The sequence below is a fragment of the Ignavibacteriales bacterium genome, from assembly GCA_016700155.1.
Lineage (GTDB): Bacteria > Bacteroidota > Ignavibacteria > Ignavibacteriales > Ignavibacteriaceae.
In genome coordinates this window covers 3,587,637-3,611,515 of sequence record CP065001.1, presented here as the reverse complement: position 1 = coordinate 3,611,515, position 23,879 = coordinate 3,587,637, and the positions used below count along the sequence as shown (strand labels likewise).

At 35.4% G+C, this 23,879-nt stretch carries 19 protein-coding genes; 16 read left to right on the top strand and 3 right to left on the bottom strand.

The annotated features are described in order from the left end of the window. Positions 1 to 101: 101 nt before the first annotated feature. Both IPM56_15060 and mnmA read left to right on the top strand, forming a co-directional pair. Complete coding sequence (locus tag IPM56_15060) at positions 102 to 617, top strand: hypothetical protein (GenBank protein ID QQS35550.1); 516 nt, start codon at positions 102 to 104, stop codon at positions 615 to 617. 2 nt (positions 618 to 619) lie between these two features. Next, complete coding sequence (gene mnmA / locus IPM56_15055; GenBank protein QQS35549.1) at positions 620 to 1,666, top strand: tRNA 2-thiouridine(34) synthase MnmA; 1,047 nt, start codon at positions 620 to 622, stop codon at positions 1,664 to 1,666. Here the strand turns inward: mnmA and IPM56_15050 are convergent. The 3 genes from IPM56_15050 to IPM56_15040 form a co-directional block, all read right to left on the bottom strand. Beyond that, a complete protein-coding gene (locus IPM56_15050) occupies positions 1,656 to 3,146 on the bottom strand; it encodes a discoidin domain-containing protein (protein QQS35548.1) in 1,491 nt (496 codons plus the stop codon). The genes mnmA and IPM56_15050 overlap by 11 nt on opposite strands. Positions 3,147 to 3,417: 271 nt before the next feature. Next, entirely contained in the window at positions 3,418 to 4,677 is a 1,260-nt protein-coding gene (locus tag IPM56_15045; protein ID QQS35547.1) for a T9SS type A sorting domain-containing protein, read from the bottom strand. A gap of 200 nt (positions 4,678 to 4,877) precedes the next feature. Further along, positions 4,878 to 7,037 (bottom strand): right-handed parallel beta-helix repeat-containing protein, encoded by a 2,160-nt coding sequence (locus tag IPM56_15040; GenBank protein ID QQS35546.1) that lies wholly within the window; start codon positions 7,035 to 7,037, stop codon positions 4,878 to 4,880. A gap of 820 nt (positions 7,038 to 7,857) precedes the next feature. Here IPM56_15040 and tviB point away from each other — a divergent pair. The 14 genes from tviB to IPM56_14970 all read left to right on the top strand — a co-directional run bounded on the left by tviB (position 7,858) and on the right by IPM56_14970 (position 23,875). Then, entirely contained in the window at positions 7,858 to 9,135 is a 1,278-nt protein-coding gene (tviB, locus tag IPM56_15035) for a Vi polysaccharide biosynthesis UDP-N-acetylglucosamine C-6 dehydrogenase TviB (GenBank protein ID QQS35545.1), read from the top strand. A 47-nt stretch (positions 9,136 to 9,182) separates the two neighbouring features. Continuing rightward, complete coding sequence (locus IPM56_15030) at positions 9,183 to 10,109, top strand: SDR family oxidoreductase (GenBank protein QQS38326.1); 927 nt, start codon at positions 9,183 to 9,185, stop codon at positions 10,107 to 10,109. Between the two features lie 22 nt (positions 10,110 to 10,131). Beyond that, complete coding sequence (locus tag IPM56_15025; GenBank protein ID QQS35544.1) at positions 10,132 to 11,502, top strand: MATE family efflux transporter; 1,371 nt, start codon at positions 10,132 to 10,134, stop codon at positions 11,500 to 11,502. 3 nt (positions 11,503 to 11,505) lie between these two features. Continuing rightward, the gene (locus IPM56_15020) at positions 11,506 to 12,483 is read left to right on the top strand and encodes a polysaccharide deacetylase family protein (GenBank protein ID QQS35543.1); all 978 of its coding nucleotides are present in this window, start codon (positions 11,506 to 11,508) and stop codon (positions 12,481 to 12,483) included. Positions 12,484 to 12,520: 37 nt separating this feature from the next. Next, positions 12,521 to 13,795 (top strand): glycosyltransferase, encoded by a 1,275-nt coding sequence (locus IPM56_15015; GenBank protein ID QQS35542.1) that lies wholly within the window; start codon positions 12,521 to 12,523, stop codon positions 13,793 to 13,795. Between the two features lie 129 nt (positions 13,796 to 13,924). Next, positions 13,925 to 15,223, top strand: coding sequence for a glycosyltransferase family 4 protein (locus IPM56_15010; protein QQS35541.1), 1,299 nt, complete (start codon positions 13,925 to 13,927; stop codon positions 15,221 to 15,223). Between the two features lie 89 nt (positions 15,224 to 15,312). Continuing rightward, positions 15,313 to 16,017 carry an NTP transferase domain-containing protein gene (locus IPM56_15005; GenBank protein QQS35540.1) on the top strand — a complete coding sequence of 235 codons (705 nt, stop codon included), beginning with the start codon at positions 15,313 to 15,315 and terminating at the stop codon, positions 16,015 to 16,017. Beyond that, positions 16,017 to 16,991, top strand: coding sequence for a GDP-mannose 4,6-dehydratase (locus IPM56_15000; GenBank protein QQS35539.1), 975 nt, complete (start codon positions 16,017 to 16,019; stop codon positions 16,989 to 16,991). The genes IPM56_15005 and IPM56_15000 overlap by 1 nt, the downstream gene beginning before the upstream one ends. 11 nt (positions 16,992 to 17,002) lie before the next feature. Further along, the gene (locus IPM56_14995) at positions 17,003 to 18,139 is read left to right on the top strand and encodes a DegT/DnrJ/EryC1/StrS family aminotransferase (GenBank protein ID QQS35538.1); all 1,137 of its coding nucleotides are present in this window, start codon (positions 17,003 to 17,005) and stop codon (positions 18,137 to 18,139) included. A 6-nt stretch (positions 18,140 to 18,145) separates the two neighbouring features. After that, on the top strand, positions 18,146 to 18,703 hold the full coding sequence (locus tag IPM56_14990; protein QQS35537.1) for a class I SAM-dependent methyltransferase: 558 nt from the start codon (positions 18,146 to 18,148) through the stop codon (positions 18,701 to 18,703). A gap of 27 nt (positions 18,704 to 18,730) precedes the next feature. Beyond that, a complete protein-coding gene (locus IPM56_14985; protein ID QQS35536.1) occupies positions 18,731 to 20,242 on the top strand; it encodes an O-antigen ligase family protein in 1,512 nt (503 codons plus the stop codon). A 30-nt stretch (positions 20,243 to 20,272) separates the two neighbouring features. Beyond that, complete coding sequence (locus IPM56_14980) at positions 20,273 to 21,244, top strand: GDP-mannose 4,6-dehydratase (GenBank protein QQS35535.1); 972 nt, start codon at positions 20,273 to 20,275, stop codon at positions 21,242 to 21,244. 35 nt (positions 21,245 to 21,279) lie between these two features. Further along, on the top strand, positions 21,280 to 22,641 hold the full coding sequence (locus IPM56_14975) for a glycosyltransferase (protein QQS35534.1): 1,362 nt from the start codon (positions 21,280 to 21,282) through the stop codon (positions 22,639 to 22,641). 4 nt (positions 22,642 to 22,645) lie between these two features. Continuing rightward, positions 22,646 to 23,875 (top strand): glycosyltransferase, encoded by a 1,230-nt coding sequence (locus tag IPM56_14970; protein ID QQS35533.1) that lies wholly within the window; start codon positions 22,646 to 22,648, stop codon positions 23,873 to 23,875. Positions 23,876 to 23,879: the final 4 nt, after the last annotated feature.

Genomic DNA, 23,879 nt, shown 5'->3' with positions numbered 1-23,879 from the left:
TTAAGGTTATAACAAAAAATTTTTCTAAGCCGCCTCGAGTGCGGCTTTATTATTTAGTTAGAAAAAATCTGGTTAATTTTAGATATCAAAATTGAGTAATTATGCCGGAAAAATTTGTTTATCCATTAGTCTACAGGTTGTTTTATACGCTTGGCAGTTTACCGTTTTCGCTATTGCTGATTTTCTATATCGTTCAGATATTTTTAACATCACAATTTGATACGCTGCATATTGTATTTTTACTGCTGGGTATTTCACTGCTGCTATTATTGAACCGGAAGTTTATTAAACTTTACAAAAATCTTCCGCTTGAAATTTCAGTTAAAGATGATAGAATAATTGCGGTAAAATATTTTCTTTCCTCTAAATCAAATGAGATTTTGTTCAGCGAGATTACAGGTTTGAGCGGCGGTATCTTCGACGGCAAAATCAGCGGTATGATAATGCTGATTGATGAAAAGCAAAACAGGCAAATGGTTATTTCGGACAGAATAAAAAATTTTAATGTCCTTCTCACTGCTATTCTTAGTAAGGTAAACAAAGCAGTTTATGATGAAGCGATCTCGAAAATCGGGAAGCTAAAAAAAATCAACTCAGTTCCACTCAAATCAAAATAAAAATGAAAATTGCAGTATTATTATCCGGTGGTGTTGACAGTTCCGTTGCACTTCGCCTTCTTAAGGAAGAAGGGCATGACCTTACTGCGTACTACCTGAAAATATGGCTGCAGGATGAGTTCTCTTTTCTTGGTGATTGTCCGTGGGAAGAAGATCTTAAATATGCCCGCGACGTTTGTGATCAGGCTGATGTTGAATTAAAAGTGCTTCCGTTGCAGGAAGAGTATTGGGCTTCTGTTGTTTCTTATACAATTGATGAAATAAAAGAAGGAAGGACTCCTAATCCGGATATTTACTGTAACAGTTTAATTAAGTTCGGACAGTTCTATGAAAAAATCGATTCATCTTTTGATAAAGTTGCAAGCGGTCACTATGCGGGTGTCATCAATGAAAATGATTTATACAAATTGAAATGTTCACCCGATCCTGTAAAAGATCAAACTTACTTTCTCGCTTATCTTACTCAGGCACAAATATCACGAGCATTATTCCCGCTAAATAAGTACATGAAAAAAGATGTTCGTGAGCTGGCTGAGAAATATAGTCTTCCCACGATGCATAGAAGGGACAGCCAGGGAATTTGTTTCCTTGGTCAGATAAAGTTTAATGAATTTGTAAAACATCATCTTGGAGAAATACCCGGAGATATAATTGATGTTGACTCAGGAAAAATTCTTGGAAAGCATCACGGCTATTATTATTTCACAATTGGGCAGCGTTCAGGACTTGGACTATCAGGTGGTCCCTGGTATGTGGTTAATAAAGATGTGAAAGAAAATCTTATATACATCTCCCGCGAAAACAAAGCTATGCGTGAACGTAAAATTTTTGATGTTGGAAAGTTTAACTGGATAGCTGATAAACCTTCCGGAAAAAATCTTAGAGTGAAGATAAGACACGGAGCGAGATTTTATGATTGTTCTCTTGAGATTGAAAAAGAAGAGGGGATAGTCCGTTTAAAAGAAGCTGACCAGGGTATTGCCCCTGGTCAGTTTGCTGTTTTTTATGAAAATGATTATTGCCTTGGCGGAGCGGTTATTATTTCATAACCATCATTTTTTTTATGGCAGAAAAATTATTACCAACATTGAGTTGATAAACATATACACCGCTTGATAAATTACTTGCATCTATCTCAACTTCGTGAGTGCCTGCAGTAAATTCTTTGTTAACAACTTCCATAACTTTTTGTCCAAGCATATCGTAAACATATATTGCTGCTCTTTCAGCTACCGGCAGGTTGAATTTTACTTTTGTGCTCGGGTTAAAAGGATTAGGATAGTTCTGGAATAATTCATAGGATTCAGGAAGCAGATTTACTTCAACTTCATTTGAATAGCTGAAAGTTCCGTCAAAATCAATTTGCTTTAATCTGTAAACGTAATGTGCAATGATTGGTTGAACATCTGTATAGGTATAGTTATGTGCAGTTGTTGTTGTACCATTGCCGGCGATAAAAGCTATCGTTTCAAAATTTCCGTCTGAGCGTCGTTGAATCTCAAATCCATTATTGTTCGATTCAGATGAAGTACTCCAGCTGAGTGTTACATTGTTGTTGGATACTGCTGCAGTTAATGCACTCAGATCAACTCCTGTTGTCTGATCTGAGCCCCAGATTTCAACTTCCCAAACATTAGCCCAGTCATTGGCGCTGTTGCTATGACAAACTAATCTAACATATCTGCCTTGTATCGGTGAGAATTGATTAACTGTCCATTCGTCAGCAACGGATGATGCGTTATTAACAGCCGTTGTCCAGTTAACTGTATCTGTTCCCACCAGAACAGAATAAACATAAATTCTACCACCAAGAAAATCATAAAAAGATATTTTGGTCTGACTGATATTCGTTACCTGTCCAAGATCCCAGGTAATCCATTGAGGCATAGGATTCGCAGCCCACCTGGAGTTATTATTTCCGCTATAGTAACCTAATCCATCAGTTGTACCTTGTGGGGATGTATTCAAGTCCGTTGTTGCCGAAGCCCAAACATTGGATACCTGCATCATAGCCAAAGCACCATCAATGTGGTTTGCTGGTACTGTGATATTTGAAAAATTGGAACCTGTAAGTATTGTGGAAACGATGCCGTTAAAATTCCATTTGAATGATGGATCGGCGGTTGTGAAATTAGCTGTGTTCACAAGTCTGAATCTTCCCACTTTGACTTCTGTTCCTGATATATTTTCTAATCCGGGCATTGACGCAAAAGATAGCTCATATAAACCATCAGTATTAGTTACACTTATTCCAACTTCCGGAGGTATGGATGTAAATTGCGATGACCCATTAATATATGTGAAGGTTAGATTTCCGCTGTTTACTATATTTTGATTAAATCCGAATGCACATTGATAAGATGTTAAGCCAAAATCAGTGCTTCGGCTTTTAATAAAGATATCAAATTCATAAGTAGTGGCGTTAGTCATTTCCCAGTTTGAAAGTGTCATCAGATAATCTACCTGCGCATAGGAAAGGGTAAACCCAAGAAGCACGAAAAGGAATGCTTTAGTAATGGTAGTCTTCATAAGTCCTCGGTTTCTATAGTTAGTCAACATATTTTTGCTCATATCATCGTTTCAATAATTATGCTAAAAAAAATCTTGTTATTTATTAAGTAAAAGAGCTTTTTGTAAAGTAATTTTTCATTCCCGGTAATACTTACAGGAAATAGAGTTAATGCTAAGAATGAATACAAAAAGATTTTGACACTATCTTATTATCGGATGATATTTCAGATAGTTTAGCGCAGTTCATTTCCCCGTTCTTTATTGTGATATTAGGTGTGGCAACCTGCAGCTACTTAATTAATAACATCTTTTTTACATCAGAAAACTTATCTGGAACAATCAACTTATAAAAGTAAACCCCGCTGGGTAACTCATCTGCATTGAATAATACGGTGTGATTTCCTGCTTCAACTTCGCCGTCGAACAGAATCCTTACCTTTTCCCCAAGTAAATTATAGATAGCCAAATTAGCTAAACTTTTTTCCTTAATTGAAAACTGTATTTGTGTTGAGGGATTAAATGGATTGGGATAATTTTGAGTTAAAGAAAAACTCTCCGGTAAAATTTCAGGATCGTCAGATGATGATACTACAGTACTTCCCCAAATTTCAGCTTCCCAAATACCTGCAGGATTTCCCTGTCCATTTGAAGGATATAGTATTTCCAGCTTTATATATCTGCTGTCAACATTGTCGAAATAGTGTTCTGTCCATTCTTCGTGAGATGATGCTGCTTCAGATATTGCTCCGGACCAGTTTTCAGCGTCATTAGAAAAACTGATATTGTGAGCATAAGTAATTCCATCCTGAAAATTCATAAACGATAATTTTAACAGGTGGACTGAACGAACAGCACCAAGGTCAAATACAATCCATTGAGGCAGCGTTTCAACTACCCAGCCGGGATTCAACTCGGATTCTTGAAATCCAAAACCGTCAACCGCATCATAAGCAGATGAATTGAAATCCGCTGATGAAGCAAAAGCATTAATAACTGGATAGTGAATAGTTCCATTACTGCTTATCGAATAAATATGGTTCAATTGGTTTGTTATATCGTTAAAACCTGTCCCTGTAATTATTGACCGGGCATTACCTAAAAATCCCCATTTGATATTCAGATTACCCTCATTAAAGGGTACACTGTTGTACAATTTGAAACGACCAATTTTTTTTAGGCTGCTGTTAATAATTTCTTCGCCTGCCAATGAAGCGAAAGTCATATAATGCTGATTATTCTCAGCCATAATTCCAATCGATTCAGAGGGTCTCAATTCAGTAAGTTCAGAACTGCCGGGGATGACTGAAAAAGTACACTCGCCGTTGTTAAGCAAAGCCTGATTAAATGAAAATGCACATTGATAGGAGGTTAATAAAAATGGCGTAAGAGAACTTCTTAATAGAACATCAAACTCAAAAGTATTATCATCTGTTTTCTGTCCGTTGGCAAGACTAATTAAATAATCTGATTGTGCTGATAGATCTCCCCAAAAGATCCATACTAATGTAATGAAAGATACAAAAGTATATCTTTTGACAAGTTTGAACATGGTGTAATAACTCCCACGCAGACAGGTATCCGTCTTCAAAAAAAATTAATAAAGATGACAACTAATTTCCCCGGTGAAAGATTACCCAAATTGAGGTTAATTTTTCGCGGGCAAAATAATAAAATAAAGGTGTAGAATGAAAATAATTTTAAAAAAATGCCCGGATAATTCCGGGCATAAGTTAAAGATAAGTGATAAAATTAATTTGGTACTTGAGAAGATTTAAATAGGTTAGATCCTATCTTGCTATAATCAAGGACATTGATTGTTCCATTCATATCAATGTCACCAAGCCGGTATCCGGTTTGGAAAAGATTATTTCCAACAGAACCATAATCAATTACGTTTATTGAACCATTCAGATCCCCATCCCCGGAAAATAATCCGTATAGCCCGCTTCCTAAACTAACCATGGAATTTGAACCATATGCCTTGCCTTGTGAATCCGAAAAATCATAAAGAGCAGATGATTCAGTTAGGGCTACTGGTGTCGCACTCATTATAGGAAGATGATTCCTGTGTTTGATTACAAGATAGTAATAACCTGCTGCAAGTCCGTTTAAAGTAATTGTGCTGCTACCATCGAGATCAGTAATAGAACCATCACTCTTTAAGAATGCGGCTCTTCTCGCAGCAACAGTCGATGATGATGTACCTGTTCTGAATTCCAACAATATCCAATCAACAACTCCGGCAGGAATTGAAGCAACACTTTCGTTTCCTGAGTAACTCCACGGCGCAACATTATATGGTTGAGTCAAAGGTACATAACCCTGGTTTCTTAAATTAGTATTCATCGAACCGCTAAGGAAAGGTGCTTCAAGAAATATTTTGATGTTAGCTATTGGGGTTCCGCCTGCACCGGTTGAATGTTGAATTGCACCTAAATCCGGGGTTACACCGGGTGGTATAGGATTGCCGTTAATATCAAATAAATATTCAGGGATGATGACACCGGAGTTTCTGCCTGGGGAACTTTCCTGAAGACTAAAGTTTGCAATCAACTGGGCTTTGCGCATAGACTGAGTCCAGGTATTACTAACAAACTGAGGATTTAAACTTCTTTCATTATCAACATTAACTTTGTTAGTCCAGTAACTGAAATTGCTGTTTCCAATTTCAAGTGCATTAAAACTGCTGTTAAATGCGTAGTGAATTGTATTTGGTCCTGTCCAATAAGCTGAACCGGAATAGTACCTGAAATATAAACGAGAGCTTATATCGTTATGATATAAATTATTTTTCCATTCATTATCCAACCAAAGTGAATCCTGATGATAACCTGTTAATGTTGAACCATTTTTGTAAGTGAAGTTATAATTTTGGGCTGTATATATATAAACGATTCCAACAAAGATGTTATTGTAAATTTGATTATCATTAAATCCGGTTGTTCCGCCGGTAGTATAAGCCAGTGGATTAAGTTCCTGCCAACCAAGTATGGCACTAAAATCTGTATACCCAACTGTGTTATTATAAATTTTTGTGTTTCTAGCATTCGGCACGTTTATACCAGCAGCATAACCTGATGCTAATACCAGATTACCACGAATGACATTGTTGGCTCCACCACCATAGTGAGGCATGTTCTTTATACCTGTCGCATTTGTTTTTGAGACAAGGTTATATTCCATCAAGTTGTTGCTACCCTGTAAGTCAATTCCATCTTCACCTGCATTATAAATTTCATTATGATGAACCCAAACATTTCTGCTTGCAGAAACAAAAATTGCATCGTAGTCTGAATTTAAAACTGTGCAATATCCAATTTCTATATCATATATATCACCACCGCCTTCAAATGTCCAGGTTTCCGGTGCCGGTTCATTTGAGGGATTTCTAAAGAAATCAATTCCTGAACCTACAGCTCCTGTTCCATCCACAACGCATCTTAAAACTTTGACATGATGCATTGCGCCATTGTAAGACCAAAGGGATAATAAACCCCTGAATTCAATATCCTGAAGAATAACATATTGCCATCTTGAACTAATAGTATAGATCGCATATTTATTAGTTTGATTAGCACAACTTATCACAGGCAAGTTACCGGATCCATAAGCACCGAAAACGATATAATTTGTCGCAGTTCCTGTCAAGTGAACATTTGGTTGTAGCAGGGATTCGGATCCACCACCAGAAGTCGGGGCCCAAATTTCACCACGTTTAAATAGTATACTGTCACCGGCGACGAAAGTACTCCATGAAGTTTGAACTTTTTGAAGTGTTTTCCAGGCAAGGGAGGGTGACCTTCCGTTGTTCGAATCATTACCATTCGTAGCGTCAATGTAATAGTTTGTCGCAGATACATTTATTGCATAAAGAATTATCAAAGCAATTAGATAGAAGGTTTTTTTCATATTCATCATCTCTCCTTAGTTAGTCAAATTATTTCCCAGAAACAGATTTTGACAATTACTATGCCATAATGTACTTAAAAGGTGAATTAAAATTCTTCTTAATAGTGAGTGTAAAAAAATTTCTTATTTGGTAATGTATCTAAATTTACAACTTTGGTTTATAGTAACCAATTATTTATTTGTTGAGTCTTCTTTGTTTAGTGGTAAGTTTTACAAATCCATAATGTCCGAAAGTTGTAATTATTGCCACAAATTTTTTTATGTAATCGTCTTTATGATCGTGCTGAACACTGTATAAATTTCGCGAATCATGAATTACGTGTCTTGTCTTTGTCCGCTACTAATCATATTGAGCTGAATACATAAGTACTACGTATCAGGCTTTCTCATCTTGAAACTCGAAATGTTCGGTATTTAATTTATAAGTCATTATATTTCAATTGCTTATCTTGGCATATCTATTGAAATTATGTTTTGCGATCGTAAAATTATACACCGAATTATTAATTGAAAAATAAAAATTAATATTTGACCCTGAACCTGAAGTAGTTACAAAAATATAATAATTAAATATTTAAGTTTTTATTAAGTTACAAACAATTTATTTAACTATTCGAATTAAAATTGCACTTAACTCATTGAATATAACATTAGAATATTCTTTGTGAGTGCATCTTCTAAATAGAATTTCTGATTTCCTCCCCCGTAAAGGTCAGTCTTTGGCTGATTTCAGTTATTAGTGTAACTGACGGGGCGAAGCCATTTAAAATACAGTAAGCAATTTCCCCACTATCGAGTCACAATACATGAAAGAAATTTTATGAGTTCAATTTCTGAATTAAAACTTGGTGTTATCGGATTAGGTTATGTAGGGTTACCTCTCGCCGTCGAGTTTAGTAAAAAATATAAAGTCATTGGATTCGATATCAACACTATTAGAATTAATGAATTAAAAAATGGTGTCGATAAAACTTTAGAAGTATCAGCGGAAGAACTTAAATCAGCAGGTAATCTTTCTTACACAGCCGATCTGAATGAATTAAAAAACGCAAACATTTTTATTGTCACCGTTCCAACTCCGGTCGATGATTTTAAGAGACCCGATCTTACTCCGCTAATTAAAGCAAGTGAGACCGTTGGTAAAGTTTTAAAGAAAGGGGATATCGTCGTTTATGAATCAACAGTATATCCAGGCTGCACTGAAGATGATTGTGTTCCCGTTCTTGAAAGATTCAGCGGATTAAAATTCAACAAGGAATTTTATTGCGGCTACAGCCCTGAACGAATAAACCCCGGTGATAAAGAACATCGAGTTCACACAATAAAAAAAGTAGTAAGTGGCAGCACTCCTGAATCAGCACAATTACTAAATGAACTTTATGGTTCCATAATTACTGTGGGTACACATTTAGCTTCATCAATAAAAGTTGCTGAAGCAGCGAAAGTTATCGAGAATGCTCAGCGTGATATTAACATCGCATTTGTTAATGAACTTGCAATGTTATTTGATCTTATGGGAATTGATACTCTTGATGTACTTGAAGCTGCAGGAACAAAATGGAATTTCCTTCCATTTAAACCGGGACTGGTTGGCGGACACTGTATTGGCGTTGATCCGTATTATCTTACACATAAAGCGATGCATCTTGGTTATAACCCCGCAATAATTTTAGCTGGTCGAAGAATAAATGATGGCATGGGTGCTTACGTTGCAAAGAATCTCGTCAAGTTAATGATAAAGAATGATCACAAGATCAATGGCTCAAAAATACTGGTGATGGGAATTACGTTCAAAGAAAATTGTCCTGACATACGAAACTCAAGAGTGATTGACATAATCAATGAACTAAAAGAATTCGGATGTAGTGTTGACGTGTTTGATCCATGGGCTGACAAGCAGGAAGTTAAACATGAATATGGTATTGATATCTTTACTTCGACTGATGAACTAAAAAATAAAAATTACTCCGGGCTCGTACTCGCAGTTTCGCATAAAGCATTTAATGAAATTGATTTCAAATCATTTAAGAATAACGATACGGTTATCTATGATGTTAAAGGATTTCTTGCTAAAGATATAATTGATGATCGTCTTTAATAAAACAGTTATCGCTAAATAAGGAAAACAAAATAAGAATGAGCAAAATAGATTTTTTAGTTACCGGCGGCGGCGGATTTATCGGTTCAAACATTGTTGAATCTTTATTGAAGAAAGGTTTCTCCGTTAGAGTAATGGATAACTTTTCAACAGGTAAAAGAGAAAACATAAAACCATTTGAAAAAGACATTGACCTCTTTGAAGGAGATATCAGGAATTTTCATCTTGTAGAAAAAGCTGTTAAGAATGTTGAAGTGATTTTGCATCAGGCTGCGCTTCCATCAGTGCCAAGATCAGTCGCGGACCCTATCTCATCAGACCAGGCAAACATTCAGGGGACTTTAAATATTCTTTATGCCGCAAAAGAAAATGGAGTTAGAAAAGTTGTGTTCGCTTCTTCATCCTCTGTTTACGGTGATAATCCTGTTCTGCCAAAACATGAAGGAATGATTCCAAATCCATTATCACCTTACGCTGTTACAAAATTAACCGGAGAAAAATACTGCCAGGTGTTTTCAAATCTTTACGGACTCGAAACAGTTTGTCTCCGTTATTTCAATGTGTTCGGACCTAAGCAGGATCCTAACTCACAGTACTCAGCAGTTATCCCAAAGTTTATAAAAGCAATGTTGAAAGATGAACGTCCTGTTATTTACGGTGACGGTGAACAAAGCCGCGATTTTACTTTTATAGAAAATGTAATTGAAGGAAACGTACTCGCAGCGAATTATAAAAATGAAAAATCACTCGTTGCTAATTGCGCATGTCATGGACAAATTACTCTTAATCAATTGGTAGATGAAATAAATAAAATTATTGGTAAGAACATTAAACCGGTTTATGACAAAGAGCGTCCGGGAGATATCAAACATTCATTTGCCGATATTGAACTGATCAAGTCTAAACTTAATTTTGAACCGAAAGTTTCTTTCCTTGAAGGATTGAAAAAAACAATTGAATACACTTCACGTTAATTATATTTCCTAAAAACCAAATTTGTTAAACAGAATTAAATCACTCTCTTTCCTGACCTTTTTTAATAAAGGACATGAAAGAACCATAAACATAAAAAAGAACATTGCCTCTTCTTTTGTTTATAGAGGAATTGCTATTGCAATAAGTCTTGTTCAGTTACCGCTTACACTTACTTATCTTAACAACACACAATATGGTGTCTGGATAACGCTTGGTTCAATTATAAACTGGTTTGCTTTTTTTGATGTTGGACTAGGACACGGACTCAGAAATAAATTTGCAGAAGCTTTAGCAAAGAATGATAAAACACTTGCCAGGATTTATGTAAGCACAACTTACGCAATGATCATTGCAATAGTGCTGGTGTGGACATTACTATTCCTAATCATAAATCCGTTTTTAAACTGGGTCGCAATACTTCAGGCTCCACCCGCATTTGCTGCTGATGTGGAAATTTTAGTTTTGTACGTGATGGCTTCATTCGCTCTTGGTTTTATACTTCAATTGATAAAACCAATTTTAATGGCTGATCAAAAGCCCGCGATAAATGATTTGATAAATCTATGTGCAAGTATTCTTACAATTGTTATTACGATTATTCTCATCCAGACAACAGAAAGCTCTCTGCTTTTACTCGGTATCAGTTTTAGTTTTGTTCCCGTTGTAATCACACTTGTTGCCACAATTTATTTGTTCGTGAAAAAATATCCTGAGTTTATTCCTTCAATCAAATTTATAGAACTTAAGTATGCTCGCGATCTTACCTCACTCGGAGTAAAATTTTTTATTATCCAGATAGCAGGTGTTGTAATCTACTCGACCGATAATATGATAATTACACAAACACTAGGACCGGCAGAAGTAACACCTTACAGCATATCATACAAATATTTTGAAATGCTGAACATGGTTTTTATGATCGTGGCAACTCCGTTCTGGTCAGGCTTTACGGAAGCGTATTACAAAGGTGAGATTGACTGGATAAAAAGCACAATGAAAAAACTGATGTATATAATGTCGGGATTTATAGGCATCACAATCATAATGGTTGCATCCTCAACATTTGTGTTTGATACATGGCTTCAGGGAAAAGTACATGTGCCGATAATGATTTCACTTTTTATGGGTTTATATATTATTATAAAAATCTGGGAGACGATTTTCTGTTTGTTTATTAATGGTGTCGGCAAAATCAAACTTCAATTGTATATGTCTGTTGGCGCAGCATTAATAAATATTCCTCTCTCAATATATTTTGCAAAAACTCTTGGTTTAGGTTCTGCCGGAGTAATTCTTGCAACGTGTGTTTGCACAGTTTATGCGCTTGTGTTGTGGCCAATGCAGTACAAAAAGATTATCACAAAAACCGATTACGGAATCTGGGGTAAATAGCAGTTGGGTATTTATAACACAATTGATTCAATTGACAGAAAGATCACTCCTGCTGTATTAAAAATAATCGGCGAAAAACCCAAAATTATTTCGTTTTACTTTCATGGAATTTTTGCTGATGAAAAAGAGTTGAACGCTGATATAGTTGATCCGCAGCAGCGCTTTACTGTTAATGATTTCAAAAGATTTTTTGAATACTTCCTGGAAAGTGGTTATAAGTTCATAAGTCCGGATGATGTGTCGGGAGCTGTTGATACTTCAGCAAAAAATATACTTATGACTTTTGATGATGGATATTACAGCAACAGCTTGATTCTTCCTTTATTAAATGAATACAAAATCCCCGCTCTCTTTTTTATTTCTACAAATCATATTAAACAGAACAAAGCATTTTGGGTTGACGTGGCTTACCGCAATAGGAAAAAACAAGGTGCGGGTATTCAAATAATTTCAGAAGAGCAGGTATTTCTTAAATCAAAAAAGCATGATTTTATAGACAAATATCTCGTTGAAAATTTTGGTAAAGATTCGTTGAAACCGACCTGTGATATTGACAGAACATTCACACCTTCAGAATTAAAAAAGTTTTCTGAAGAAAAATTTGTCCATATTGGAAACCACACAACAGATCACGCCGTACTTACAAATTATGAAATTGATGAAGCTAAAGATCAGATAGTAAATGCCCAAAATGATCTTCTTCAAATAACAGGAAAACTTCCTGACTATATTTCTTTTCCTAATGGAAATCATAATGATGAACTTGTCCGAGTCTCAAGTGAATCAGGATTAAAAATAGGATTAACAACAATTCATCAGAAAAATTTTTTTCCCATTCTATTTAATCAATCAATGCTGCTCATTAACCGTTACACATTTGTGATGGGAGATAACTTTGATGAAAGATTGAATTTCATCAGGAATGACTACAGACTATTAAATTTTTACCTTAACCTGCGTCAATATATACTTAAACGTTAGAAACTTCTTCTCATACTTCACTTAACAGAATAAAAAAATGAAAATAATCAGAGCCCTATGGTTTTCAAATGTTCCTTCAATGGATGCATCAAAGCACCTTGGAAAGACACCACTCAATTATGCTGTGTGGATGAACTCACTGAAAGATAAGATACATGGAGATCCAGAAGTAACACTTGGAATAGTTTTCCCATCTCCGACCGGGAAGTATGAACAGTTTGAAATAAATACGGTAAAATATTATGGTATGCCGAATCTTTACAGAGACGGATTTATCAGCGGCAAAATATCCGGCTGGTTTCATGAAATTGAACCGGAAACAATACTTGAATATTACCTGAAAGCCATAGAAGATTTTAAACCGGATTTAATACATATTTTTGGTACAGAAAGAAGCCAGGGGCTTGTAATTAAAAAAATAAAAATCCCAGCCGTCATTCATCTTCAGGGAAACCTTACAATTATTACTCAAAAATATTTTTCCGGTATAAGCAAATTTGAGACTATAGTACATGGAAATAAGAAAGATTTACTTTTTGGTATGGGAGTGTATCACGATTATTTTTATTTCAGAAAGAGAGCTAAGCGAGAGTTGAGAATCTACTCTAAATGTAAATTCTTTATGGGCCGAACAGAGATGGACAGGCGTTTGACTCAATTTCTTTCCAATGACTCAAAATATTTTCATTGTGAAGAAGTTTTACGTGAGGAGTTTTATTCAAATGAATGGAAAAAAAATAGCGGAGATAAAAAAATTGTGTTCGCAAATATGATGCCTGCAAACTATAAAGGGTTTGAAACTTTATGTGAAGCCGCGTTACTGCTCAAGGAAAAGAAAAAGTTGGATGTTGAACTAAGAGTTTCAGGTATATCGGAAGAATCAGAACTTTATAAAATTGTTGACAGAAAATTAGGTAAGGGGTCGCTTAAAAGTTTTGTCACAACATTAGGCTATAATATTCAGGCGGGAAAGATTGTTGAAGAGATGTTAAAATCTCATTTGTTTGTTCATCCTTCGCATATAGAGAACAGCCCTAATAGTGTTTGTGAAGCTATGGTTTTAGGAATGCCGATTGTCTGTACAAATGTTGGAGGAACAAGCAGTATAATATCGGACCAGAAAGAAGGTCTTTTAATTCAGGATGGCGAGCCTTACACAATGGCTGCGGCAATGTATGAATTATTTTTGAATGAAGAGCTTGCCGGTCAATATGGTTCGAACGCAAGAAAAAGAGCTTTGGAAAGGCACAACCCCGAAAAAGTAAAAAGACGTGTAATAGAGATTTACAGAGAGATAACCGGATATAATTAAATCACATAGTTTTTATTTTTGAAAAATAAAAATGTATATTCATTCGCACTTAGAGTTACTAAGTATCTATCCGGGTTTTAAAATATTTTTCAAGGGAATTTTCACCAATAATTACATTGGGCGTACAAAATGAAAGTAGTTTGGCTTTGCTACTATTCTTTACATTATCTTAAAGAAGATATCGATACTCAAATAGAATCTTCTTTTTTTCATCCTGCAACCTGGATGCACTATCTTGATTCTGAGATACAGTCACGCCAGGGAATTGACCTTCATTTAATTACTATATCACCAGCAGTTGATAAAGATTATGTAATCAGAAAAAATAATGTAACGTACTATATCATCAAAAATTCAATAAAGAGATTCGCGCAGCATCTGCCGCTGCATATATTTCAGAGTGCATATCATTTTTTTGAACCTTATGTGATAAATACTTTTCTCAAACACAAGGTGATGAAAATCATTGATGAAATTAAACCGGATGTTGTGAATCTTCATGGAACTGAAGGAGAATTCGGCACTATACTGAATGACATCAAATTTCCATCTGTGATTTGGGTACAGGGTCTTATGACCCAGGTGGTAAAGATTGATAAGAATCTGAAATATAAATTCCGCCTTAAGAGTGAAGAAGAATTGTTAAAGCAGCAGAAGAATTTTATAACCATTGCAGGTAGTATGGAAAACCTTATAAGTGATTATAATCCTGGCGCAAATTATTTTAATCTTTTCCATCCCAATTCTGAGCAGGTATTCGAAATTAAAAAGCTGAACCCCGAAAAAAATGCTGATATTGTTTTTGTTGGACAGATAGTAAAGCGGAAAGGTGTCTCTGATTTTGTTGAAGTGGTAAAAATTTTGAAAAAAGATTTTCCATCAATAAAAGCAAAAATTATTGGATATGGAGGCGGGATATATAAACAGGTAATCCTTGAGAAAATTAAATCTTGCGGTTTATCTGAAAATATTAATTTTGTTGGTTTCCTTCCTGATTATGAAGATGTTTTAATGGAAGTAAAAAAATCCCGGCTGTTTGTACTACCGACTATGGTTGACACCGGTCCGCGTTCGGTTGCTGAAAGCATGACAATAGGAGTTCCGGTTGTATCCTATAATATAGGTGGTCTGCCATCTATGATTAATGATAAAGTAAGCGGAAGACTGGTTGAGCCGGGTAATGTAGTAATGCTTAGTGAAGTTATTTCCGAATTACTTAGCAATCCTGAAAAATTAAATCAATACGCAGGTGAAGCATATAAGTTCGCTGAAAAATCTTTCAGAGCTTCAAAAGTTGTTGATGAGCTACTACGTATTTACAGCACAATCTCTTCCGATAAAAATCAAATTGTACGTTCAAAAAAATTAACAATGTACAATTTGTTCAGTTTACTCGAGCTTAGCGAATTATTAGCCGCGCACATCTGAAAAATAGTTCTTGAGGGGAAAATAGATCTGATATTCGCACATTCACAAAATTATTTGATTATTTATCCACAATAACGAGCAGGTAATAAATGAAAGCAGTAATTCTTGCAGGAGGGTTAGGTACACGCTTAAGACCCTTCACAGAGGTTATTCCCAAACCGCTTTTACCGATAGGTGAAAAAGCTGTACTGGAAATTCAGCTTGAGCATTTAAAAGGTTTCGGGTTTGATGAAATATTTCTGGCAACAAATTATAAATCGGACTACGTAGAAAATTTCTTTGGTGATGGTTCACGCTATGGAGTTAAATTAACTATAAGCAAAGAGGATGAACCAAGAGGAACTGCTGGTCCGGTAAAACTATTAAAAGAATTCCTTACTGAACCATTCATTCTTATGAACGGTGATATTTTAAGTTTAATTAATTTTTCTGAGTTCTATAAATTTGCACTGAAGCAGGATACTCTTTTAACGATCTCAGTAAAAAAGATAGTCACTCCGTATGACTTTGGTAACATTTATTTTAAAGGTGATTATGTTACTAATCTTGAAGAGAAACCGGATATTATTACCTACGCACTTGCAGGTATTTATGTGATGAAACCTGAAATACTGGACTTGATTCCGGACAATCAGTACTATGGCATGGATACATTAATGAAATCAATGCTTGGAAAAAATATTCCCATATCTAAATGGGAGATCAAAGAATACTGGCTGGATATTGGTAGAGTTGATGATTTTGAACAGGCTCAGGAAACTTTTAAGGCACATTTTAACCAGGAAAATCAATAATGAAAAAAGTCATTGTTACTGGTGCAGGTGGGTTTATTGGTTCACATCTCACAGAACTATGCGTTGAACTTGGATTTGATGTAACTGCGTTTGTCAGGTACAACTCCAAAAATAACTGGGGCTGGCTGGAAAATTCAAAATTTAAAAATGATATAAAAGTTATCACGGGTGACATCAGGGATAAAGATTCGGTTATGTCTGCTATGCAAGGGTGTGATACAATCTTTCATCTCGCTGCATTAATAGGAATTCCTTACTCGTATGTTTCACCTCTTGCTTACATCCGTACAAACATTGAAGGTACATACAATGTACTTCAAAGTGCTAAAGAATTAGGGCTAAAAAATATTCTTGTCACTTCAACAAGTGAGACATATGGAACTGCGCAGTATGTTCCGATTGATGAAAAACACCCGCTTGTTGGTCAATCACCTTATTCTGCTTCAAAGATTGCGGCTGATCAAATTGCATTGAGTTATTATCTGTCATTTGAACTGCCTGTTAAAATTGTCAGACCGTTCAATACTTATGGACCGCGTCAATCAGCAAGAGCAGTTATCCCGACTATAATAAGCCAGATATTTAACGGTCAGAAAAAGATAAATTTAGGCAACCTGAGCCCGACCCGCGATCTAACATTTGTAAAGGATACAGTGAATGGATTCATTGAAATTGCAAAAACGGATAATCTTATTGGCACAGTGACAAACATAGGGATGAATACCGAAGTATCGGTAGGAGATCTTGCACAAAGGATTATTGACCTCACCGGTTCAGATGCAAAAATAGATTTTAATGATGAAAGAATCAGACCTGATAAAAGCGAAGTAAATCAACTGCGGTGTGATAACAATAAACTGGCAAGCAATACAAAATGGAAACCTGATTATAATCTTGATTACGGACTGCAGGAAACAATTAATTGGATAAAGAATAATATGCAGTTCTTTAAACCTGAACTGTACAATATTTAATTTTAAAACTGATGAGCTACAAAATACCATTGTTCGATTTGAATTTTAGTGATGCCGAAACTGCTGCCGTTGTCGAAACATTGAACTCAAAATGGATTTCAACCGGACCAAGAACATCTGAATTCGAAAATAAATTTTGTGAATTATTTAATGTGAATCATTCAGTTGCTTTGTCTAATTGTACGGTTGCCTTGCATATGGCATTTAAAGTGCTGGGGATAGGAGATGGAGATGAAGTGATTTGTCCATCACTAACATTTGTTGCCACCGTCAATTCAATTAAATATGTCAATGCAGTACCGGTCTTTTGTGATATCATAAGTAAATCAAATCTGACTATTGATCCGGAACAGATAGAGAACCTTATCACACCAAGAACCAAAGCTATTATTGTAATGCACTATGCCGGATTTCCCTGTGATATGAACCGTATAATGAGTATCGCCAAAAAAAATAATTTAAAAGTTATTGAAGACGCATGTCATGCCCCCCTTTCAGAATACGGATCCGACAAACTTGGTACCATTGCCGATGTCGGTTGCTTTAGTTTTTTTTCTAATAAGAATATAAGTACAGGCGAGGGCGGCATGCTGGTAACAAATAACACTGACCTGTACGACAAAGTGAAATTGTTACGTTCACACGGAATGACCTCAATGTCTTACGAAAGATCGAAAGGACACTCAACTTCTTACGATGTGGTTGAATTAGGATACAATTACAGAATGGATGATATAAGGGCGTCGATTGGAATTGTGCAGCTTGATAAACTAAAATCTGATCTTGCAAAGCGGGAAGAAGTGAGAAAAATTTATTGTGAAAAATTAGCTGATATGTCCGGGATTGTAATTCCTTTTTCAGATAATGAAGAATTTGTTTCTAATTATATTTTCCCTGTAGTTCTTCTCGACTCGGATTATGATAAGCGTGAAAGTGTAAGAAATTTTTTACACTCGCAGGGTATACAAACCAGTGTTCACTATCCTGCAGTACATCGATTCACGATTTATAAAAACGCGAACGCAAAATTGCCGGAAACAGAGTATGTGACGGATAATGAAATAACTCTTCCAATGTACTCTGCGTTAACGGAAAAAGAAATAAGTTACATCGCAGAGCAATTAAAAAAAGCAATTCAATCCAACTGAGAAAAAATGGAATTAAATTATACAGAACGGCTTATAAGGTTTAATAGTTCAGAAAAATATAAAAAGGAAATGGAATTTCTTTTTGATCTGATAAAACCTCGGGAAGGTCAAAGAATACTCGACTACGGATGCGGAACAGGGACATTGATAAATTTTATAAAAGAAAAATGTAATGTTGAAATCAGCGGGTTTGATGTTCAGTATCTTGGAACCGGGGAAATTCCTGATTGGTATATAAACAACTTATCAGATAGTTATGACACGGTTTATTTTATGCACTCTCTCGCGCACATAGTGGATGCTGAAAGTGTACTTGAAAAAGTTAAGAAATATTTAAAAGTTTCAGGTAAGATTGTAGTAATAACTCCGAACAGAATGTGGGATATCGAAATGAAACCGTTAAGCAAAAACTATAATCCGGATACAACAGTTGTTAAACATTTTACCCCGGAAGAGCTTGAAGTTTTTTTTACAGATTCAGGTTTTAAAATTGAGCTTAGCGGTCAGTTTGGAAAATTATTAAACGGATATAATGAGCGGATTTTTTTAGTTGCAACACTTTGAATAAGTTGAATTACATCGTCGCTAAAAATGGATAAATACGCAGGCAAGGTAATCTTTCTATTCTATATTATTCTTCAGGTATTATCGGAGAACAGGGATTACTTTAAAATGTTTAATGGCAGAATGCCCCGTATTCCATTTGATTACTATCAGTTTGCAATAGTTGCAACTATACTGGCATTTGTATTCCTGTATGTAAGCAAAAACAAAAAGATCAAAGAAGAATTTTCTTCAGGTAAAAATAAAAGAATAGCACTGAACAAAGTTGTCATATTTTTAGTTCTTCTTTACTGCATTTACCAGGGCGTTTTTATCAATTACCTTGCAAAAAATGAAACGGGAATGGTAATACAGGAAGTGGTATTAAAGAATCTTCCGCGCCAGATATTTATGGTGATCCCGTTATTTTATTTCTTTGTCCTGCCGACCTTTAAAGACAGCACCATACCAATCAAATGGATTAATATCTCGGCAGTATTTCTGCTTGTTATTATATTCATAAACTTTACCATACTTGGTGATGTTTCTCATACAGATGAAGGCACATTGCGTTTGGCAACAGGTGAGGTAGCTGTAATCTTTACATTCACTTTAGCAACAAGCCTTGGTTATTTTTCCGGGTTCAAAACAAATTTAATACTGGTAGGGACAGCGCTTCTTGGGATTATCTCGGCAAACCATAAGTCAGGTTATCTTGCCGTCGCCTTGATAGGCTTCGTGAACATTTTCAATGTTAAAATAAAAAATCAAAAATTTCAGAAGCTTGCTGTATCCTTTGCTGTGCTTATGCTGATAGCAATTCCGTTGTCGCAAACTGAAAAGTTCTCAAAGTTACTTGATACATTTTTAATCTCTCTCAGCGCTTCAACAGATTTTGAGAGTGAAGCAGTCCGTTTGAGAAAAGAAAGATGGGAATTGGCATGGCAGTGTTTCGAAGCTAACCCTGTAAATGGAACAATGCTTCATGATAAACATTATCTCTACAGCTTTGCTGATGATCACACTCCACACAATTTTGTTTATTCGATTTTAGCAAGTCAGGGTGCCGTTGGTTTTGGAATGATTGTATTAATACTTGCAAGTACGTTCTGGATTGTTGCGAAAAACAGAGCAGATAAAATTACCTGGCAAATGGGTTTGTTGATAATGTTTTACTTATTGTTTGCGTATGCAAACGTCGTCTTTTTTAATGAAGTATGTTATTTCATGCTTGTATTTTCAATTGCTATGATTCTTCACAGAAATAAATTACTCGGTGATTTTGATCGGTTTGATGCAACAGTTACTGAAGTAGTTAATGCACGTATCGAAGGAGTTAAAGCCGAAGAATTCGAAACGATGGATGAAGATTATCAATACCTTGGGAAGTATTCAATCACTGATAAAAGCGAAATAAATTACGAAGGCATAGCTGAATGGTTAGTTTATAAATATGAAACAGTGGGAGAAACACTAACACTTGAAAATGCCATTGAACATTTACAGCAGGTTATTTCCGTCGAAAGACCTGCCGCGCAACCTGAATTTTCTCTTAGCTAATAAATAATTCAAACAAACTGGTATTCTTAAATGGAAAAGAAAGCTCTTATTATTGGAATCTCCGGACAAGACGGTGCTTATCTATCACAACTATTGCTGAATGAAGGATATACAGTTCATGGTACATCACGCGATGCTGAACTTTCATCATTCAGTTCTCTTAAAACTTTAAACATTTTTAGTAAAGTTCATTTGCATTCAATGTCGTCTATCGACTTCAGAAGTGTGATGCAGGTTATACTTGAAGTTCAACCATCTGAAGTTTATAATCTTGCAGGACAAAGTTCAGTCGGGTTATCATTCGCACAACCGGTTGAAACACTCGATAGTATAAGTCTGGGAACACTAAATATTTTAGAAGTAATAAGATTCCATAAACTTCCGATCAAGTTTTATAACGCATCTTCCAGTGAATGTTTTGGTGATACACATGGCAAAGCTGCAGATGAAGAAACTCCCTTTCACCCGCGGAGTCCTTATGCAGTAGCAAAGTCAGCGGCGTTCTGGCAGGTAGCAAATTACAGGGAAGCTTACAATCTCTTTGCATGTTCAGGGTTGCTGTTTAATCATGAATCACCTCTTCGTCCTTTAAGATTTGTTACAAGAAAAATTATTAATTCTGCATGCAGAATTGCTCAGACCAAAACCGGAACATTAAAGCTTGGCAATGTAAATATTAAGCGCGACTGGGGCTGGGCTCCTGAATATGCCAAAGCTATGTACCTGATGCTTCAGCAGGATAAGCCTGAAGATTATGTTATAGCAACCGGTAAATCAATTTCATTAGAAGAGTTTGTTAAATTAACTTTTGATTATTTCAACCTTGATTATAAGAATCATGTTGAGATAGATAGTTCTATATACAGACCAACCGATATTCCATTCGGACTTGGTAATCCTTCCAAAGCTGCTGCAAAGCTAAACTGGAAAGTAAAATATTTTGTTGAAGATGTTATTAAAATGATGATTGAACACGAGCTTGAATCATTAAAGAAAAACTGAACCATCAAAAATATTTTCTTATCGATAACTTATCCATGAACAAATTTCCAAAAGTATTAATCATCGGCGAATGTTTTAACAACAGAACAGGCGCGGGCATTACTATGAGTAATTTATTCAGAGGGTGGGATAACGAAAAACTAGCTGTCGTCACCGAGTATATTGATAATGCCGATGCGTCGTTGACCGATAATTATTATGTGATTGGCGGTGAAGAAAAAGTAAGACCATGGCCATTCAATTATTTCCGTGTTACTTCACAATCAGGGCCATTAAAACTAAAGCAAGAAACCAAAATTAAATCTGCAGGAAATGATGAGGGAAAAATCTCTGCAATAGTAAAGTTGTATTTAGCATTGAATCTATTGGTCGGTAAGGTATTTTCTTTTTTTGGCTTTTATCATTTTATCTACAGGTATTCAGTTTCAGAAAAACTTTTAAAATTTATTAATGAATACAAACCGGATGTAATTTATTCTCATCTGCATTATCTAGAATTCATGCAGTTTGTTCAACAGGTACATTTCAAAACAAAAATCCCTTTGGTCATTCATATGATGGACGACTGGTTAAGAGAGGTTGAACCAAACGGACTTTTCAAAAAATACTGGCAGAATAAAACAGAAAATGTTTTTCAGGAAGTAGCGTCAAATGCTTCAGTAAGATTAAGCATTTGTGACGCAATGTCTGAGGATTATAAAAGAAGGTATGGTTTTGATTTCATCCCATTTCACAATCCTGTTGAAACGGAAACTTGGATGAAGCATTCAAAGAATGAATGGCTATATGAAAAACCTTTCACAATTTTATATGCTGGAAGAATCGGAATAGGTACATTAAACGCCGTTATTGATATTGCTGATGCTGTTGAAAAACTCAATGAAGAAGGTTTGCAGATCGTCTTTGAAATTCAAACAAGGACGAACAATAAAAAATTAAGTGAGGCAATTGCCGGATATAAATCTGTAAAACTTGTCCCGACTCTTGATTATGAAAAACTACCCGAAAAGTTTTCGTCAGTTGATCTGCTTGTTCTGCCGATGGATTTTGATAATAAGAGTTTAAAGTATATCTGGTTATCAATGCCAACAAAAGTATCTGAATATCTTTCAACAGGAACGCCCATACTAGTTTATGCTCATCCGGATACTGCGTTAGCACGTTATGCTGTTGATAAAAAATGGGCTGATGTTGTGAGTGAACAAAATCAGACTAAGCTTACGCAATCAATAAAAAATATTTATTCAGATGAAAATTTCCGTAGAAAACTTGGTGAGCAGAGTAAATCACTTGCACAAAATTTTCACGATGCAAAAGTTGTAAGAGAAAAATTCAGGCAACAGTTGAGTTTTACACTTAAAGATAAAATAAAAGAAGTTCCAGCGACAATTCAATAATAAGATGAAACAAAAAAAGATACTTATACTAAGTCCGCTTAGTATCTTTCCTAAAATAATGGCGAGCCAGGAAAGAACTTACAGGATTGCCGAAAGGTTGAGCAAGGATCACATCGTTGACATAGCGGCTATAATCAGGAATGAAAATGAACTCAAAGAATCAAATGAAAAACTGAAATCAGTTTGCAATAAATTTTATCCGGTTCATGCTGTTAATCCGTCAAACAACAACTTCAAAAGAAAACTTTACGGAATAAAATTTCTGATCAGCAATAAACTCAAGAAAATTCCTGAAGACTATTTTTACAGCACGCAAAAACCATACATAAAATTTCTTGCTGATATAATAGCGGCAAACAAATATGATGTTGTTCATGCCGAATATTGGTTTATGGCGGAAGTTTTCAGGCACATTGATCCATATACTTTCAAAGTGATTGATACCGTTGATGTGTTGTTTGATAAAAAGAGGCAGTCATTTGAAAATCATTTTGGCAAAAATATTCCTGCATCTAAACAGAAAGAACTTCAGAAATATAAAAGCATGGAACTGGAGAATCTTGAACTTGCAGATCTTTTAATTTCAATTTCTGAAGTTGATAATGATGTCTTCAAAGAGTATAAGATTACAGGTAAAAAAATTGTTATACCGATCGGTCAGCCGGTAGATTATTTTTCTGACTACACAAAATCAGATGATGGAAAAACAATTTTATTTTATGGGAGTATGGGCGGACATGAAAATATAGATGCATTCTTCCGGTTCTGGAATGAAATTTATCCTGCGGTAAAAGAAAAAGTACCCGATGTTAAAATTAATATCGTAGGCGCTAATCCACCTGATTCAATAAAAGTATTAACAAAAAATAAAAATGTTTCAGTAACCGGGTTCGTTCAGGATGTAAGACCTCATCTTGCAAAATCAAGTTTGCTTATGGTTCCTTTGAATGTTGCGGCAGGCTTCAGAGGAAGAGTTGTTGATGTTATGGCAATGAGCATTCCGGTGGTTGGAACTCCGAAAGCTCTTAACTGTGTCGGCATTTCAAATGGAGTTGAAGGATTTATTTCAGATAGCAATAAAGATCTTGCCCATAACACTGTTCAATTGCTAACTGATAGTTCTATGAGAACAAAAATGGGCAATGCTGCTTTACAATTTGTCAAAGATCACCTCTCAGTAGAAGCCACTTACGGTAAGTTGTCAGAATATTACGGCAATATTGAAATTAAATAGTAGC